Genomic DNA, 16,789 nt, shown 5'->3' with positions numbered 1-16,789 from the left:
GGCGAACTTATCAAGGGAGGAAGACATGACCAGCAGGATTGCTCGCTGCACCTGTGGCCAATTGCAGATCCGCTGTCCGCAACAGCCGGCCAAAATATCGCTTTGCCACTGCCTGGATTGCCAGCGGCGCACCGGCAGTCCGTTCGGGATAGCGGCTTTCTTCGATGCCGACGCGATCGACATCGACGGCTCATCCCAGACATTCCGGCGCAATTCCGACAGCGGCTTTCCCGTCACTTTCCACTTCTGCGGAAACTGTGGCTCGACGGTGTTCTGGTATCCGTCGCGCAAACCGGAGGCGGTCGCTGTCGCGGTCGGCTGTTTCGCCGATCCGTCTTTCCCTGCGCCGACGCAAGCCGTCTACGGCGAAAGCCGCCACGACTGGGTCGTGTTGCCGGCCTGAAAGCCGCTACTCCGCCGCGACGCCCTTCACCTCCAGATAGCTCTCTATCGAATCGTCCAGCGCCTGCAGCCAGGGCGTATGGTGCAGCGGCGCCATGGTGCCGGTCATCAACGAGCGGTAGGAATGGTCGCGGAAGCTCATGATGTCTTCCACCTTGTGATGCTCCCATTCCATGAAGGTCTGGTTGACCGCCTCGACGTCGAAGCCGGGATAGTCGGTCTGGTCCATCAATTCCTTGGTGTAGTCGCCCTGGAACCAGATCATCTGCTCGGCGTCTTCCAGCGTCTCCTCGCGCGCCCGCCATCTGGCACCGTGCTCGGCCATTGCCTGCGCGGACGGCAGCTTGATGCGGCCCATGATGACGTCGCGCGCGTACCAAGCCTGCGCGTCGAACATGTTGAAAGTGTAGAACTGGTCCTGCATGCCGATGTAGAAAAGCTTCGGGTTCTTCTCCCAAACGACGCCTTCATAAAGATCCAGCGGCCACATGCGGTTGGCGGTCTTGAGCTTCAGGTCGTCGGTGAGGAAGGGGAAGGAATGGAGATAGCCGGTGCACAGGATGATTGCGTCGATATCCTTGGTTGAACCATCCTTGAAATGCGCGGTCTTGCCGACGACCTTCTGCAGCAGCGGCACCTCTTTCCAGTTCTCAGGCCATTTGAAGCCCATCGGCTTGGAGCGGTAGCTCGAGGTGATCGACTTCGCCCCGTATTTGTAGCACTGCGAGCCGATGTCCTCGGCCGAATAGGAGCGGCCGATGATCAGGATGTCCTTGCCCTTGAATTCCATCGCGTCGCGGAAATCGTGGCTGTGCAGGATGCGGCCGTTGAAGGTCGAGAACCCCTCGAAATAGGGAACGTTTGGCACCGAGAAATGCCCGGACGCGACGACGACATTGTCGAACTCTTCCGAATAGGTGACGTCGTTGGTGCGGTCATGCGCGGTGACGGTGAATTTCTTCGTCTCGTCCGTGAAGGTCACCATGCGCACAGGACTGTTGAAGCGCACCCATTTGCGCACGCCTGACTTTTCGACGCGGCCCTTGATGTAGTCCCACAGCACGGCGCGCGGGGGATAGGAGCCGATCGGTCGGCCGAAATGTTCCTCGAACGTGTAGTCGGCAAATTCCAGGCATTCCTTCGGCCCGTTCGACCAGAGATAGCGATACATCGAGCCGTGCACCGGATCGCCATGCTCGTCGAGGCCGGTGCGCCATGTATAATTCCACAGGCCGCCCCAGTCGGACTGCTTTTCGAAGCAGACGATCTCGGGAATGTCTGCCCGTTTGTCGGCCGCTGACTTGAAGGCCCTGAGCTGTGCTAGGCCGGACGGTCCGGCCCCGATGACGGCAACGCGAGTGTTCATGTCCGGGCCTCCATTTTTTTTAATTTCCCCAGCGAAACAAATTTCACTGGCAGTGACAGTAATTGGCCCTCCGGCACTGTCAACAGCCATCTGCGGGAACGGCGTTTGCGCAAGGCGGATTCCTGGCGAAGAACCCGCATTGCCCGAAATCGCGGGATTGGCGCATGCGGCATAAGACGGCTTGCCGACGCGGCTGCGCTCATGTATCGCCACCGAATATGTTCACCTTGAGTGAAATAAATCCGCGAAGTCCGGGGGCGACATGGCGAAAAACGCTTCAAATCCAAAGGCCGGTGCTGGAGCCGGCGGCGCAAAGGCAAAGCCGCTGCCAAAGGTCTCGGTGGACGGGAAGACCATCCGCGCGCCGCTTACCCAGAACCCGCACGCCATCCGCGACACGCGTGAAAAGGTGCTGGAAGTGGCGATCGGCCGCGAGGTGCGCGCGTTCCGCAAGAAGCTCGGCATCACCGTCGCCGATCTGGCGGTCGCCACCGACATTTCGCTGGGCATGCTGTCGAAGATCGAGAACGGCATCACCTCGCCGTCGCTGACCACCTTGCAGGCGCTGTCGCGGGCGCTGGGTGTTCCCGTCACCGCCTTCTTCCGCCGCTTCGAAGAGGAGCGCAGCGCCGTTTTCGTCAAGGCGGGCGAAGGGTTGGACGTCGAGCGCCGCGGCACGCGCGCCGGCCACCAGTACAATCTGCTTGGCCATATCGGCTCAAACACCAGCGGCGTCGTCGTCGAGCCCTATCTGATCACGCTGACCGAGGATTCGGACGTGTTCCCGACCTTCCAGCACGAGGGCATGGAATTCCTTTATATGCTCGAGGGCGAGGTCATTTACCGGCACGGCAGCAATCTCTATCCGATGAAGCCCGGCGACAGCCTGTTCTTCGACGCCGACGCCCCGCACGGACCGGAGCAGCTGACGAAACTGCCCATGCGCTATCTGTCGATTATTTGCTATCCGCAGAGCGCGGGTTAACGGGGCTCGATTCCTTTTTTACAGCATTGGCGATTGGCGAAAGCCGAAGTGACATCCGATCTCCCCCCTTGAGGGGGAGATGTCCGGCAGGACAGAGGGGGGCGAACCGCGATGACGCATAATCTCGTATCCTCCAACAACCGCCGCAATGCGCGCAGGATGCGCAAGGTGATGACCGACGCCGAACTCAAGCTCTGGAATGAGATCAGGGCACGTAGGTTGATGGGACTGGGGTTTTCGGCGCCAGATGCCTATCGCCGGCCATATCGTCGATTTTGCATGCCCGGACAAAAAGCTGATCGTCGAGCTTGATGGTTCCCAGCATGGCCAAGCCGAAGCGTTGGAATTGGACGCTGCAAGAACCGCCAAGTTCGAAGCCCTGGGCTGGACCGTCCTGCGCTTCTGGAACGACGATGTTATCCGCGACATCGACAGTGTCTGCCAGCATGTCGTGATTGTGGCCGGGCTGGGCGGCGGGTGAGTTTCGCGGAGCGTTAGAGGTTGGACATTGGGCAAGGCCTGCGCTCCACGGCGCCCCTTCTGCCCTGCCGGGCATCTCCCCCTCTTGGGGGGAGATTGGCTGCTTGGAGGGCAGCGTCAATACAGCAATCAATCCGGCCCGAATCCCGGGCTCGTCGCACTGCCATCATCCAATTTCGACAGCCACTCGACCAGTGTCGGGCGGTAGCGCGTCAGCCCCTTGTAGGTGGCAAGCTCCTCGGGCAGGTCGCGGACGACGCGGTGCAGGCGGCGCGCCCATTTCGGTTGCGTCACCAGCTCGTCCATCTTGATCAGGTAGCAGCGGATCGGGAAGACGATGGCGTTGGAGCGCGGCAGGCGCCAGAAGCTCTGCAACTCGACGCGCAGATGCACCTTGTCGCCGACATTGTCGGGCGTCACCGTCGCCCGGTCCGGGCCCCATTTGTGATAATTCTCGGGGCTGGTGTCGAGGCGCGGATTGACGGTCATGGTCCAGTTCAGGCGACGCGCCGGCTTGCCCTGCTGGATGTTGATGAGGAACTTCAGCGCCCTGACGAAAATCCCCTTTTCATGTGCCAGCGGTACCGGCGCGTGCCACTCGAAGAAGTTCATGCCGATGTCAAAATCGAGCGACCAGTCGGCCTGGGTGGTGACCATTCCGGCATCCATCCAAAGATTGCCGTCGCGCTGATCGAGGATGCAGAAATCGCCCTGGCTCTGGCGGGTGATGTACTCCATCGGCCCGTAAGGCAGCGTCGTTGTGTCGCCGAAGGTGAAGGTGTCGTCGATGCCGAGCGGCCGGTTGATCCAGCGCCAGCGATCGCCGTCTCGGGTCAGCGTGAAATGCTCGGGATAGCCCAGCGCCTGCTGCTCCATCAGAAGTTCGAGCAGATCCCAGCCGGCGAGCGTCATGTGCGGCAGCGACTGGCAGCGCAACGGATCCTCGGCCAGGACCAGAGCGCGGTCCTGCATCTCGGCGACATAGTGCTCATCGACATCTATCAGGTTTTCCAGCACGCTGCCCTTCGGACCGACGACATGCGGCTCGATGTTGACCGCATACATGTAGCTGTCTTCATGGAACGGAAACGGGAACCGCCTGATGTGCTCAGGGCTGTTCCTGAAGGTGAAGTCGTCGCGAAACGTTTCCTTGCGAAAGGTGATGCCCAAGCTCGCCTCCTATCTTTCCAAGACCAGCGATTTGCCTTCGAAGCGCGACACGCACGGCATGATCTTGCAGCCGGAGCGATGATCTTCCTCGCTCAGCCAATGGTCGTTGTGGATGAACTTGCCGTCGGACGCGATGACGTTGGTTTCGCATTGGCCGCAAACGCCGCCGCGGCAGAGATAGGGCGGATCGACGCCGGCCGCCTCGATCGCCTCGAGCAGGCTCTGCTGCTCGCCGACCCGGATGCTCTTGCCGCTGACGGCCAGCGTCACATCGAAGGGCAATCCCGGTTGCGGCGCCGCGAAATGCTCGAAATGCACGGTCTCCGGTGGCCAGCCAAGCGCGGCGGCGCGCTCGCGCACCCAGCCGATCATGCCTGCCGGACCGCAGACATAGAGATGCGTGCCGAGCGGCTGCGACGACAGCAGCCGGTCGAGGTCTATGCGTTCCCCGCGGTCGTCGTGATAGAGCCGGACCCGGCGGCCGTAGCGCTGTTGCAGCACATCGGCATAGGTGCCGAGCGAAGCCGTGCGGCAGGTGTAGTGCAGTTCGAAATTGCCGCCATCGCCTGCCAACTGCGCGGTCTGGGCCATGAAGGGCGTGATGCCGATGCCGCCCGCCAGCATCAAATGTTTCTTCGCCCGGAGATCGAGTGAGAACAGATTGACTGGATAGGAGATCACCATCTCCAGGCCGGGCTTGACGCTCCGGTGCATGAAAAGCGAGCCGCCCCGGCCGACATCGTCGCGACGTATCGAGATCGTGTATTCGCGCGTGTCGAGCGGCGAGCCCATCAGCGAATAGGGATTGAGCCTTGTGCGGTCGCCGTCGCGCATCTCGACCACAACATGGGCGCCGCCTGAAAAGGTCGGCAACAGCTCGCCGTCGCGGCGGCGGAAATGAAAGCGGGTGACCAGCTCGTTGACGGGGACAACATCGCTGACGACGACGTCGAGTTTGGTGGTGCCGGTGCTCATCGGAAGACCTCCTCGAACGGAGGAATTTCGCTGCGATCCTCGGCATTGATGCAGACGCCCTGGAACGCCGCCAGCCGCCGCGAATAGTGGTCGCGCACCAGAAGTAGCAGGCCGCAATGCGAGCAGGTGGCGGGTTGCGTCGTTACATTCTCGGTGATGCCCTTGCAATGCACGCACTGCACGCGGCGCGCCAGCGAGCCGCGATGTTCGGTCTGGATCGCGGTGTGGTCGATGCCGGCATCGAGCGCCACCTGCATGGCCTGGCCGATCAGCCCTTCGGTACCGGCGAGATAGAGGCGCAGGCCCATATGCGCGTTATCAAGCGTCTGTTTCAGCCGCGGCAGCAGGCTGGCGAAGGACGGCGCCTGGTGGAAGCGCGCCGGTTTCAGCGCTTCGAGAGCGGCGACATGCTTGTCGTCCGGCCCGGGAATGAAGACGATTTCGGCACCGTCGAAGAACCTGTCCGGAGCCGTTTTGGCCATGTCCGCTATCGCGAGCGCACCCTCGGCATCGGCGATGAAAAGATGATGCTTGCCGGGCTGCGGCGACAAGATTCCGTAGACGGGCCGGCTGATGATCGACTTGGCTGCCATTCTCTGCTTCGCGCCTCGAACCCTCGCTTCGACTATGCCTCAGCCTTTCGCCGTGCGCTTGGTCTTCCTTGGGTCATCGAACGGCAATGGCTGCGCCGTCGCCTTGATCGATCCGCTCCTGTTGCGGATCTCGAGCCTTGTGTCCTTGACGGCGCAGTCGACGTCGAGGCGGGCGATGCCCATCGATTTCTCGACCAGCGGCGAATACATGGCGCAGGTGACGACGCCGACTTGTCTGCCATCGCGATAGACCGGAGCGCCCTCGTCGGCCGGCTCCTTGCCGTCGAGCAACACGCCATAGATCTTGAAGCGCTCCTTGCCCTTGAGACGGTAGTGCTCCTCGGCGCCGCGAAAGCCGGTCTTGCCCGGGCTGACGGTGAAGTCGAGGCCGAGTTCCCACAGCGTGTCGCCGGGGCCTTCATTCTCGAACGGATATTTCTGCGAATTGTCGTAGGGATAGAACAGGAGATAGCTCTCGACGCGCAGCATGTCGAGCGTAGTGAAGCGGCACGGGATGATGCCGGCGCTCTTGCCCTCGTCGAGGATCCTGTCCCAGATCGTGCCGGCATCCTGGCCGCGGCAGAAGATTTCATAGCCGCGCTCGCCGGTATAGCCGGTGCGCGAGATCATCACCGGAAAACCGAAGAGCTGCGTCTGCATGTGATGGAAATAGTTGAGGTCGCGAATGCCCGGCACGTGCCTGGCAAGATAGTCGACCGCCGCCGGCCCCTGCAGCGAGAGGTCGTGCAGATTGTCGTCGAAGCGCAGCGACACGTCCCTGCCCATCGCCGCCCGCTGCAACTCCTCATGTCCGGTTCCCGAGCCATGCACCACCATCCAGCTATTCGGCCCGGTGCGGTAGAGGATGCAGTCGTCGGTGAATTTTCCCGCCTCGTTGAGCATGCAGGCATAGGCCGATTTGCCGGGATAGATTTTTTCGACGTCGCGCGTGGTGGCGAGATCGATGAGGTGCGAGGCGTGCGGGCCTGTGAGGTGGACCTTCTTCAGGCCCGAGACATCCATCAGCCCGGCCTTGGTGCGGATAGCGATGTATTCCTCGTCGGCATCCTTGTCGTAGGTCCAGGCGGTGCCCATGCCGCTCCAGTCTTCGAGTTTCGAACCCAGCGCGCGATGGCGATCCGCCAGGGTTGAAAATCTCCAGGATGCCGTCATCCGATCCTCCGTTCGATATTTTGATTATGTTCCCTGCTCCTGTGCGCGCGGGCTGGAGCTTTGAGCGAATATTGATCGCAAACGCGTGGGGCCTGCAATCCCCTGAAAGCAAATAATTTCATTGTCAGGCAAAATTCGTCATCCGAACAAGACGGTTAACTCTGCGTAAATTCGCCTTGACAATTTCCGAATTCGGTCTGAATTTATGAAAAAAATTTCACTCTCTTGAAAGAGAACGGCGGACGGTGGATTCGGAACCGGACGTCGAAAAAGGGGAAAACCGATGTCAGACCTGCAGCAGCGCATCGAGGCGCTGTACCGTTCCGACTTGCGCGGATCCGCGCTCCTGATCGTCTGCCTGTGGGCGACGATCCTCTTCGTTCTCTTCATGACATGGCCGCATATCCCGCATGACGGCATCAAGGCCGTCGTCGCGATTGCCGCCGCCGCGGTGCTGATCTTCAACACGGCGGCGATCCTGGCCATGGTCAACCACTACAAGGAGGACAAGGAGTTCATCTACGGGCTCGACATCAAGAATTACGACCGCAACCGCAAATCCTGAGGGGGGAGAGAAGCATGTCCCGCTACACGCCGCCGCAACAGAGCAAGGCCGGGCAGGTCTTCGATATCGCCGTCGTCGTGGTCGCCATCTTCGTGGCGCTGTGGCTGCCGCTGAAACTGGGATTGGCGGGAGCAGCCAAGTCCATCGATGCGCTCGACGCCAAGACCTGGGAGGCGCTCGGCCAGAACCCGACCATGGCGTCGATCTGGGAAAGGCTCGGCTATACGCCCGAGACCGCGCACGACATCATCCAGAACCGTTTCCACTACATCATCGACTGGCCGACGCTGGTTGTCATGGCAGCCGTGTTGATCGGTTATTTCGTGTTCCTGTTCCGGGCATCGGACCGTGAATATCGCGACGTCATCAACGAGAAGTTCGACGAGAAATAATCCGGGGACAAGACCATGTGGATAGCGCTCTCTTACGCATGCTGGGGCATCTCGATCGTGCTTGCGCTGTGGATGCTCTACGATTGGTTCAAGGTCGATACGACCTACTCCGAGGATGTGCTGACGTCCTCGCGCGAAGGCGAACTTGAAGCCGCTTCCGAAAAACACCGGATCTGAGTGGGGATTGATCGATGACGGTCGTGGTTGAAACTGCGGGTTCGGCAACAAATGGCGACAGGGTCTCGCTGCTTCGGGTGCTTGGCCCGGCCCATGTCTGGGCGTTGGGTGTGGGCATCGTCCTGGTCGGCGAGTTCACCGGCTGGAATTTCTCCGCCGACAAGGGCGGCGCGCTTGCCGCGCTGATCGTCTGCTGGGTCGTCGGGCTGCTCTATACCTCGGTCGCCATGATCGATTCCGAAGTGACGTCGACGGTCGCCGCCGCGGGCGGCCAATATGCGCAGGCCAAGCACATCGTCGGGCCGCTGATGGCCTTCAACGTCGCGCTGTTCCTGGTCTTTGCCTACACCATGCTCGAAGTGTCGGACGCCATCCTGCTCGGCGACACGATCGTCGCCAAGGCGGGCGTCGAGGGCCTCACCCACAACTCCTTCATCGCCGCCACCATCGTCGTCCTGGCATGGCTCAACTATCGCGGCGTGCTGATGACGCTCAACGTCAACTTCGTCATCACCGCGATTGCCTACATCTCCATCGTCATCCTGTTCTTCTCGGTCAGCCCGTGGACGCAAGGCGCGGTGCTCAAGCTCAACGAGTTGGTCACCCCAGAGAACGCGCTGCCCTATGGCTGGATCGGCGTCATCGCCGCTTTCCAGTTCGGCATCTGGTACTATCTCGGCATCGAGGGCACCACGCAGGCGGCCGAGGAAGTGCGCTCGCCCGCGCGCTCGCTGCCTTATGGCACGATGGCCGGCATGATCACGCTTCTGATCGCCGCCGCCATGACCTGGTATGTCTGCGCCTCGCTGATGCCCTGGGAATATCTCGGCATCACTTATTATCCGCTGTGGGACGCCGGCAAGCTGACCGGCAACCCGCTGCTGGAAAACCTCCTGTTCATCGCCACGCTGCTTGCCGCACTGGCGTCCGCCAATGGCTGCATCAACGACGCGGCGCGCGCCTGGTTCTCGCTCGGCCGCGATCGCTACCTGCCGAGCTGGTTCTCGGCGGTGCACCCGAGATACCGCACACCCTACCGCTCGATCCTGTTCCTGCTGCCGATCGCGCTCGCCTTCGCCTTCATCGCCGACCTCAACCAGGCGATCACCTTCTCGATCCTGTCCGGCGTGCTGCAATATACGTTCATGAGCATCAACATCATGATGTTCCGGAAGAAGTGGCCTCTGGGTTCGATCCGCCGCGGCTACACGCATCCCTTCCACCCGCTGCCGGCGATCGTCTTGTTCTGCCTGTGCGTGGTCACCTTCTTCGCGATCTTCCTCGGCTTCGGCTCGCAGCTCATTGCCATGGTCGCGTTCTATTTCCTGATCTCGCTGTGGTTCCATTTCTATCGCTACAAATTCGTGCGGCGCGGCGACCAGTTCACCATGCCGTGGCCGAAACCGCAGGGCTATTGATGGGAGTAGGCCCGTCCGAATTGGGCGGGCCTGGCATGACGAAATGTCCGACGTGACGTCAGCACTGCTTGCCGGGGCGGCTGTCCTGGCTCTCGTCCTGCACTTTGCCTGGCTGGCACGCCGCAGCCGCAACAGGGCTGCCGTGGCGCGCGCCGCCGACCAGGCCAGCATCCGCGCCGTCATTGCCGACGCCGAAGATGTCTCGGACGGTACTGCCGGCGTCATCACCTGGGAAGGCTCGTGGAATGGCCAGCGCGTGCAGTTGCGCACCATCGTCGACACGCTGGCGACGAGAAAGCTGCCGGCGCGCTGGCTCAGCGTATCGATAACGGAGAAAACAGCCGTGCCCGGCACGTTCGACATGATGATGCGGCCGGGCTCGCCGACGACATTCTCCAATTTCGACCATCTCGACCACACGCTGCCGAAGGCGCCCGGCTTTCCCGCCGAGGCGGTGCTTCGAACGGACCGCAGAGGCGTGCGCTTCCCGCAAAACATCATCGCCGACCATCTGGAGCCCTTTTCAGAAGGACGCGCCAAGGAGCTACTGATCACGCCAAAGGGTGTGCGTATCGTCTGGCTGCTGGCCGAAGCCGAGCGGGCCCGCTACGGTGTCTTCCGGCAAGCCGCTTTCGGTGACGCGCAAATCGACCCGGCGCTGATCTCGCGGCTGCTCGTATCCCTTTCGGGACTGCGCGACGCGATCAACAGGAACGAACGGAAAGCGGCATGACCGGCGCAACCCCCTCGCCCGGACCTACCAGCCCATATATCGTCCTGGGCGCGGCAACCCTGCTGCCGGGCAGCGGCCACGTCATGCTGGGCGTTCCGACGCGCGGCCTGCAGTTTCTTTTCTTCATGGTCATCCTGGCCTGGGTGACGGCGAAGATCGCCCCGCCCGACGCCAGCTTTGTCGGCCGCCACGCCGGCGGCTTCCTGATCTATGCGCTGTCGATCCTCGACGCCTACAAAATGGCTCGTATCCGGACCGCCAAATGGGCCCATTCCATGCGCCGACAAGGCGATGGGCCGCCGGATGGGACAAAACACAACGCGTAACGAGAGGAATATTTTTTTCATACCAATTGAATTCCCCGAACTCATTCGATACATCATTTTTAGCTACAAAGGGTCTGGAGGCTGGCATGTGCGGAATCGTTGGACTTTTCCTGAAGGACAAGGCGCTGGAGCCGCAGCTCGGTGCGATGTTGTCGCAGATGCTGGTATCGCTCAGCGATCGCGGCCCCGACAGCGCCGGCATCGCGATCTATGGCGCGCCGTCCGGCAACGAGGCCAAGATCACCATCCAGTCGCCGAAGCCGGAGCGTGATTTCCGTGGACTGGACGCCGAACTCACCAAGGCGCTCGGCGTGCCGGTGGGCGTCACGGTAAAATCGACGCATGCCGTCATCAGGACCACGCCCGAAAAGGTCGATGCGGCGCGTGAGATCATCCAGTCGCTCAGGCCCGACATCCGCATCATGGGCGCCGGCGAAGCCGTGGAAATATACAAGGAAGTCGGCTTGCCCGAGGCTGTGGTCGACCGCTTCGACATCCGTGGGATGACCGGAACGCATGGCATCGGGCACACCCGCATGGCGACGGAATCGGCGGTGACGACGATGGGCGCGCATCCGTTCTCGACCGGCGCCGACCAGTGCCTGGTGCACAATGGCTCGCTGTCCAACCACAACAACGTTCGCCGCGAACTGGTCCGCGAAGGCATGAAATTCGAGACCGAGAACGACACCGAAGTGGCGGCCGCCTATCTCTCCTCCCAGATGGCGCATGGCAAGAACCTCGGCGAGGCGCTGGAGGGCACCCTCTCAGATCTCGACGGTTTCTTCACCTTCGTCGTCGGCACCAAGAACGGCTTCGGCGTGGTGCGCGACCCGATCGCCTGCAAGCCCGCCGTGATGGCCGAAACGGACCAGTATGTCGCCTTCGGCTCGGAATATCGCGCGCTGACCAAACTGCCCGGCATAGACAATGCGAGAGTCTGGGAACCGGAACCCGCAACCGTCTATTTCTGGGAGCATTGAGTTCATGCCGGCAACAAAACTTTCAACCGCGGCGGCGAGCGACCATGCCTCCCGGGTGTTCGACCTGGACCAGATGTCGCTGCGCGAGCTCAACCAGGCACTGCACAATCTGACGCCAGGCTCGAACGAGACCGCCTGGGAAGTGTTGAACCCGAAGGGCAGCCATTCGGTCGCCGTCGGCGCCGACCAGCCGGTCAGCATCGATGTGCGCGGCAGCGTCGGCTATTACTGTGGCGGCATGAATTCCGGCAGTGCCATCACCGTGCATGGTTCGGCGGGACCCGGCGTTGGCGAAAACATGATGTCGGGGTCGATAACAGTCAAAGGCGACGCCAGCCAATATGCCGGCGCCACCGGCAAGGGCGGGCTGCTCGTCATCGAGGGCAATGCGTCCTCGCGCTGCGGCATTTCGATGAAAGGCATCGACATCGTCGTGCACGGCAATATCGGCCATATGTCGGCCTTCATGGCACAGTCCGGCAATCTGGTGGTGCTGGGCGATGCCGGCGACGCGCTCGGCGATTCCATCTACGAGGCACGGCTATTCGTGCGCGGCAAGGTCGACAGTTTGGGCGCCGACTGCATCGCCAAGGAAATGCGGCCCGAACACCTCGAACTCCTGCAAGGCCTGCTCGATCGTGCCGGCGTCACCGGCGTCAAGCCGTCGGAGTTCAAGCGCTACGGCTCGGCGCGCACGCTCTACAATTTCAATATCGACAACGCCGACGCGTATTGAGGCAGCATGACCTATCGCAACCCGCCGACGACGCCGCGCAAATCCGCGACTTTCGACGACTACACGCTTTCCGAGATCCGCCGCGCCGCGGCCACCGGCATCTATGACATCCGGGGCGCCGGCGCCAAGCGCAAGCTGCCGCATTTCGACGACCTTCTGTTCCTGGGCGCATCGATCTCGCGCTATCCGCTCGAAGGCTATCGCGAGCGCTGCGACACATCAGTCGTGTTGGGCTCACGCCATGCCAAGAAGCCGATCGAGCTGAAAATCCCGATCACCGTTGCTGGCATGAGCTTCGGCTCGCTGTCGGGCCCGGCCAAGGAAGCGCTCGGGCGCGGCGCGACGCTGTCGGGCACCTCGACCACGACCGGCGACGGCGGCATGACCGAGGAAGAGCGCGGCCATTCCAAGCAACTCGTCTACCAATATCTCCCCTCGCGCTATGGCATGAATCTGCGCGACCTGCGGCGCGCCGATGCCATCGAGGTCGTCGTCGGCCAGGGCGCCAAGCCCGGCGGCGGCGGCATGCTGCTCGGACAGAAGATCTCCGATCGCGTCGCCGAGATGCGCACGCTGCCCAAGGGCATCGACCAGCGCTCGGCCTCGCGCCATCCCGACTGGACCGGGCCGGACGATCTCGAGATCAAGATTCTCGAACTGCGCGAAATCACCGACTGGGAGAAGCCGATTTACGTCAAGGTCGGCGGCGCCCGCCCCTACTACGACACAGCGCTTGCGGTGAAGGCCGGCGCCGACGTCGTCGTCGTCGACGGCATGCAGGGCGGCACGGCGGCGACGCAGGAAGTGTTCATCGAGAATGTCGGCCAGCCGACGCTCGCTTGCATCAGGCCGGCGGTGCAGGCGCTGCAGGATCTCGGCATGCATCGCAAGGTGCAGTTGATCGTCTCGGGCGGCATCCGCAACGGCGCCGATGTCGCCAAGGCGCTGGCGCTCGGCGTCGACGCGGTCTCCATCGGCACGGCTGCCCTTGTCGCGCTCGGCGACAACGATCCCCGCTGGGAGGCGGAGTACAACGAGCTCGGCACCACATCAGGCGCCTATGACGACTGGCACGAGGGCCGCGACCCGGCCGGCATCACCACGCAGGATCCCGAACTGATGAAGCGGGTCGATCCGGTGGCCGCCGGCCGCCGGCTGGCGAACTATCTCAAGGTGATGACGCTGGAGGCGCAGACCATCGCCCGCGCTTGCGGCAAGAACAGCCTGCACAATCTCGAACCCGAGGATCTCGTCGCGCTCACGATCGAGGCCGCCGCGATGGCCGGCGTGCCGCTGGCCGGCACCAACTGGATACCGGGGAAGAACGGCTTCTGATCAACAAAGGGCCGAAGGCCATATGCTCTAGGGCCAACAATCGACAAAAAATGGGGAACTTCCGTGACAGTTGATCTTGCAGAGTTCGCAAGGGCGAAAAACGTCAAATATTTCATGATCTCCTACACCGACCTGTTCAGCGGGCAACGCGCCAAGCTGGTGCCGGCGCAGGCGATATCAGATATGCAGAAGGATGGCGCCGGCTTCGCCGGTTTCGCTACCTCGCTTGACCTCACGCCGGCACATCCCGACATGCTGGCGGTGCCGGATCCGAATTCGGTTATCCAGCTGCCCTGGAAGCCTGACGTCGCCTGGGTCGCCGCCAACTGCATCATGGACGACAAGGAGGTCGACCAGGCACCGCGCAACACGCTTAAGCGACTGATCGCGGAAGCCGCTAACGACGGCATGCATGTCAAGACCGGCGTCGAGGCGGAATTCTTCCTGATCTCGCCCGACGGCAAAACGATCTCCGACGAATATGATACGGCGGCGAAACCATGCTACGACCAGCAAGCGTTGATGCGCCGCTACGACGTCATCGCCGAGATCTGCGACCACATGCTGGCGCTCGGCTGGGGCGCCTACCAGAACGACCACGAGGATGCCAATGGCCAGTTCGAGATGAACTGGGCCTTCGACGATGCGCTGGCGACCGCCGATAAGCATTCTTTCTTCAAGTTCATGGTCAAGTCGATCGCAGAGAAACACGGCCTGCGCGCCACCTTCATGCCCAAGCCCTTCCAGGGACTGACCGGCAATGGCTGCCATGCGCACATCTCGGTGTGGGACAAAACAGGCAAGACCAATGTCTTTGCCGACAATTCGATGGAGCTCGGCCTGTCGGCCAAGGGCAAGAACTTTCTTGGCGGCATCATGAAACATGCCTCGGCTCTCGCCGCCATCACCAACCCGACCGTCAACTCCTACAAGCGCATCAACGCCCCGCGCACCATTTCAGGCGCCACCTGGGCGCCAAACACGGTGACCTGGACCGGCAACAACCGCACCCACATGGTGCGCGTGCCCGGCCCCGGCCGTTTCGAGCTGCGGCTGCCTGATGGCGCGGCCAACCCTTATCTGCTGCAAGCCGTCATCATCGCCGCCGGCCTCGACGGCATCCGCTCCAAGGCCGACCCCGGCAGGCGCTACGACATCGATATGTACCAGCACGGTCACACGGTGGAGGGCGCGCCGAAATTGCCGCTCAACCTGCTCGACGCGTTGCGCGAATTCGACAATGACAAATCGCTCAAGACGGCGCTGGGTGAGGAATTCTCGTCGGCTTATCTAAAGCTGAAGCACCAGGAATGGAATTCCTATGCTTCGCACTTCACGCAATGGGAGCGCGACCACACGCTGGACATCTGACCGGCGCAGCGTGCGAGCGACCTCGGAATGAACGTATGAAATATTCGATCTTCTCGCTCGCCCGCGCCGCCTTCTCCGGCCACAAGAACTGGCAGCGCACCTGGCGCGACGCCAGCCCGAAGGACCGCTACGACGTGGTGATCATCGGCGGCGGCGGCCATGGCCTGGCCACCGCCTGGTTCCTCGCCAGCGAGTACGGCATCAGGAATGTGGCCGTGCTGGAAAAGGGCTGGATCGGCTCCGGCAATGCCGGCCGTAACACCACCATCATCCGTTCCAATTACGGCCTGCCCGGCAACACCGGCTTCTACGAATTATCGATGAAGCTGTGGGAGCGGATGGAGCAGGACCTCAACTACAACACGATGGTCAGCCAGCGCGGCGTCATAAACCTCTATCACTCCGACGCGCAGCGCGACGCCTATGCGCGGCGCGGCAACACGATGCGCATCAACGGCATCGATGCCGAATTGCTCGACCTTGCCGCGGTCAAGAAGATGATGCCGTTCCTGAATTTCGACAATGCGCGCTTTCCCGTGCAAGGTGGGCTCTTGCAGCGGCGCGGCGGCACGGCGCGGCACGACGCGGTGGTCTGGGGCTACGCCCATGCGGCGAGCGCGCTCGGCGTCGACATCATCCAGAATTGCGAAGTGACGGGCTTCGTGCGCGACGCCAACGGCAAGGTGACCGGCGTCGAGACCTCGCGCGGCAAGATCGGCGCCGGGAAAGTCGGCATGGCCGTCGCGGGCTCCTCCTCGCGCGTCGCCGCGATGGCGGGCCTGCGCCTCCCGATCGAAAGCCATGTGCTGCAGGCCTTCGTCTCCGAGGCGATCAAGCCGCTCATCCCCAATGTGATGACGTTCGGCGCCGGCCATTTCTACGTCAGCCAGTCGGACAAGGGCGGCCTGGTCTTCGGCGGCGACATAGACGGCTACAATTCCTACGCCCAGCGCGGCAATTTGCCTGTGATGGAAGACGTCTGCGAAGGCGGCATGGCGCTGATGCCGATGATCGGCCGCGTGCGCCTGCTGCGCCAGTGGGGCGGCATCATGGACATGTCGATGGACGGTTCGCCGATCATCGACAAGACGCCGGTCGACGGGCTCTACCTCAATGCCGGCTGGTGCTATGGCGGCTTCAAGGCGACGCCGGGCTCAGGCCTCGTCTTTGCCCACCTGCTGGCCCGCGACCAGTCCCACAAGGAGGCCGCCCGCTTTCGCCTCGACCGGTTCCGGTCTGGTGCGATGATAGACGAAAAGGGCCAGGGCGCCCAACCGAACCTGCACTGAAGGCCCTGCCATGCGCATCACCTGTCCCTTCTGCGGCGAACGCGACCTCGGCGAGTTCACCTATCTCGGCGACGCCAAGCCGATGCGTCCGGAGGCTGGCGCTTCGGAGGACGACGTCTTCGACTACGTTTACCTGCGCGACAATGTCGCCGGCGTGATGGACGAGAATTGGTATCACGGTGGCGGCTGCCGAGCGTGGCTGAAGGTCACCCGCAACACGCTGACGCACGAAATTTCGGCCGTGGAGCCGGCGGCGGGCGCCGGGGCGAGGCAGGTTGCGAAATGAATTTTTCTGTCCAGCTCAGCGCCGCGGTGAAGGC

The 16,789-nt window shown here is 62.3% G+C and carries 19 protein-coding genes and 1 pseudogene; 15 read left to right on the top strand and 5 right to left on the bottom strand.

All coding sequences use genetic code 11. The features are described 5' to 3' along the window. Nucleotides 1-25: 25 nt before the first annotated feature. The gene (locus tag FJ940_RS05470) at nucleotides 26-403 is read left to right on the top strand and encodes a GFA family protein (protein ID WP_140514715.1); all 378 of its coding nucleotides are present in this window, start codon (nucleotides 26-28) and stop codon (nucleotides 401-403) included. A gap of 6 nt (nucleotides 404-409) precedes the next feature. Here FJ940_RS05470 and FJ940_RS05465 read toward each other — a convergent pair whose 3' ends face one another. After that, nucleotides 410-1,768: an NAD(P)/FAD-dependent oxidoreductase gene (locus FJ940_RS05465; RefSeq protein WP_140655683.1), complete on the bottom strand. Its 1,359-nt coding sequence runs from the start codon at nucleotides 1,766-1,768 to the stop codon at nucleotides 410-412. Nucleotides 1,769-2,030: 262 nt separating this feature from the next. Here FJ940_RS05465 and FJ940_RS05460 point away from each other — a divergent pair, with 262 nt between their 5' ends. Continuing rightward, nucleotides 2,031-2,753, top strand: a complete 723-nt coding sequence (locus FJ940_RS05460; protein ID WP_140580709.1) for an XRE family transcriptional regulator — start codon at nucleotides 2,031-2,033, stop codon at nucleotides 2,751-2,753. A 111-nt stretch (nucleotides 2,754-2,864) separates the two neighbouring features. Beyond that, nucleotides 2,865-3,234 (top strand): annotated as a pseudogene (locus FJ940_RS28680) (endonuclease domain-containing protein). 128 nt (nucleotides 3,235-3,362) lie between these two features. Here the strand turns inward: FJ940_RS28680 and FJ940_RS05450 are convergent. Genes FJ940_RS05450 through FJ940_RS05435 form a run of 4 tightly spaced genes read right to left on the bottom strand, consistent with a single transcriptional unit; the run spans nucleotide 3,363 to nucleotide 7,144 of the window. Then, nucleotides 3,363-4,403 (bottom strand): DUF3445 domain-containing protein, encoded by a 1,041-nt coding sequence (locus FJ940_RS05450; protein ID WP_140497883.1) that lies wholly within the window; start codon nucleotides 4,401-4,403, stop codon nucleotides 3,363-3,365. 9 nt (nucleotides 4,404-4,412) lie between these two features. Next, nucleotides 4,413-5,378 (bottom strand): PDR/VanB family oxidoreductase, encoded by a 966-nt coding sequence (locus FJ940_RS05445; RefSeq protein ID WP_140514711.1) that lies wholly within the window; start codon nucleotides 5,376-5,378, stop codon nucleotides 4,413-4,415. Next, entirely contained in the window at nucleotides 5,375-5,971 is a 597-nt protein-coding gene (locus FJ940_RS05440; protein ID WP_140655681.1) for a dimethylamine monooxygenase subunit DmmA family protein, read from the bottom strand. Before FJ940_RS05440 ends, FJ940_RS05445 begins: the two co-directional genes overlap by 4 nt. A 39-nt stretch (nucleotides 5,972-6,010) precedes the next feature. Next, nucleotides 6,011-7,144, bottom strand: a complete 1,134-nt coding sequence (locus FJ940_RS05435; protein WP_140655679.1) for an aminomethyltransferase family protein — start codon at nucleotides 7,142-7,144, stop codon at nucleotides 6,011-6,013. A gap of 283 nt (nucleotides 7,145-7,427) precedes the next feature. On the opposite strand from FJ940_RS05435, the gene FJ940_RS05430 reads away from it, so the two are divergent. The 12 genes from FJ940_RS05430 to FJ940_RS05375 all read left to right on the top strand — a co-directional run bounded on the left by FJ940_RS05430 (nucleotide 7,428) and on the right by FJ940_RS05375 (nucleotide 16,755). Further along, the gene (locus FJ940_RS05430) at nucleotides 7,428-7,709 is read left to right on the top strand and encodes a hypothetical protein (RefSeq protein WP_140514705.1); all 282 of its coding nucleotides are present in this window, start codon (nucleotides 7,428-7,430) and stop codon (nucleotides 7,707-7,709) included. Between the two features lie 14 nt (nucleotides 7,710-7,723). After that, nucleotides 7,724-8,101 (top strand): hypothetical protein, encoded by a 378-nt coding sequence (locus FJ940_RS05425; RefSeq protein ID WP_140497873.1) that lies wholly within the window; start codon nucleotides 7,724-7,726, stop codon nucleotides 8,099-8,101. Nucleotides 8,102-8,116: 15 nt separating this feature from the next. Further along, nucleotides 8,117-8,278 carry a hypothetical protein gene (locus FJ940_RS05420; protein WP_140551131.1) on the top strand — a complete coding sequence of 54 codons (162 nt, stop codon included), beginning with the start codon at nucleotides 8,117-8,119 and terminating at the stop codon, nucleotides 8,276-8,278. A gap of 14 nt (nucleotides 8,279-8,292) precedes the next feature. Beyond that, nucleotides 8,293-9,696, top strand: a complete 1,404-nt coding sequence (locus FJ940_RS05415; RefSeq protein ID WP_140497869.1) for an amino acid permease — start codon at nucleotides 8,293-8,295, stop codon at nucleotides 9,694-9,696. 43 nt (nucleotides 9,697-9,739) lie between these two features. Beyond that, entirely contained in the window at nucleotides 9,740-10,429 is a 690-nt protein-coding gene (locus FJ940_RS05410; protein ID WP_181171740.1) for a hypothetical protein, read from the top strand. Then, complete coding sequence (locus FJ940_RS05405) at nucleotides 10,426-10,755, top strand: hypothetical protein (RefSeq protein WP_140497867.1); 330 nt, start codon at nucleotides 10,426-10,428, stop codon at nucleotides 10,753-10,755. The genes FJ940_RS05410 and FJ940_RS05405 overlap by 4 nt, the downstream gene beginning before the upstream one ends. A gap of 86 nt (nucleotides 10,756-10,841) precedes the next feature. Further along, nucleotides 10,842-11,738 carry a glutamine amidotransferase family protein gene (locus tag FJ940_RS05400; RefSeq protein ID WP_140558281.1) on the top strand — a complete coding sequence of 299 codons (897 nt, stop codon included), beginning with the start codon at nucleotides 10,842-10,844 and terminating at the stop codon, nucleotides 11,736-11,738. Between the two features lie 4 nt (nucleotides 11,739-11,742). Next, a complete protein-coding gene (locus tag FJ940_RS05395) occupies nucleotides 11,743-12,474 on the top strand; it encodes a GXGXG domain-containing protein (protein ID WP_140655677.1) in 732 nt (243 codons plus the stop codon). 6 nt (nucleotides 12,475-12,480) lie between these two features. Further along, on the top strand, nucleotides 12,481-13,809 hold the full coding sequence (locus tag FJ940_RS05390) for an FMN-binding glutamate synthase family protein (protein WP_140514697.1): 1,329 nt from the start codon (nucleotides 12,481-12,483) through the stop codon (nucleotides 13,807-13,809). A gap of 63 nt (nucleotides 13,810-13,872) precedes the next feature. Then, entirely contained in the window at nucleotides 13,873-15,180 is a 1,308-nt protein-coding gene (gene glnT / locus FJ940_RS05385) for a type III glutamate--ammonia ligase (protein ID WP_140497861.1), read from the top strand. A 35-nt stretch (nucleotides 15,181-15,215) separates the two neighbouring features. Beyond that, entirely contained in the window at nucleotides 15,216-16,469 is a 1,254-nt protein-coding gene (locus FJ940_RS05380; protein ID WP_140497859.1) for a sarcosine oxidase subunit beta family protein, read from the top strand. Between the two features lie 10 nt (nucleotides 16,470-16,479). Continuing rightward, nucleotides 16,480-16,755 carry a sarcosine oxidase subunit delta gene (locus FJ940_RS05375; protein ID WP_140520863.1) on the top strand — a complete coding sequence of 92 codons (276 nt, stop codon included), beginning with the start codon at nucleotides 16,480-16,482 and terminating at the stop codon, nucleotides 16,753-16,755. Nucleotides 16,756-16,789 lie beyond the last annotated feature (34 nt).

Source organism: Mesorhizobium sp. B2-3-7, assembly GCF_006442695.1.
Classification (GTDB): domain Bacteria; phylum Pseudomonadota; class Alphaproteobacteria; order Rhizobiales; family Rhizobiaceae; genus Mesorhizobium.
This window is presented reverse-complemented; position numbering and strand designations above follow the sequence as displayed.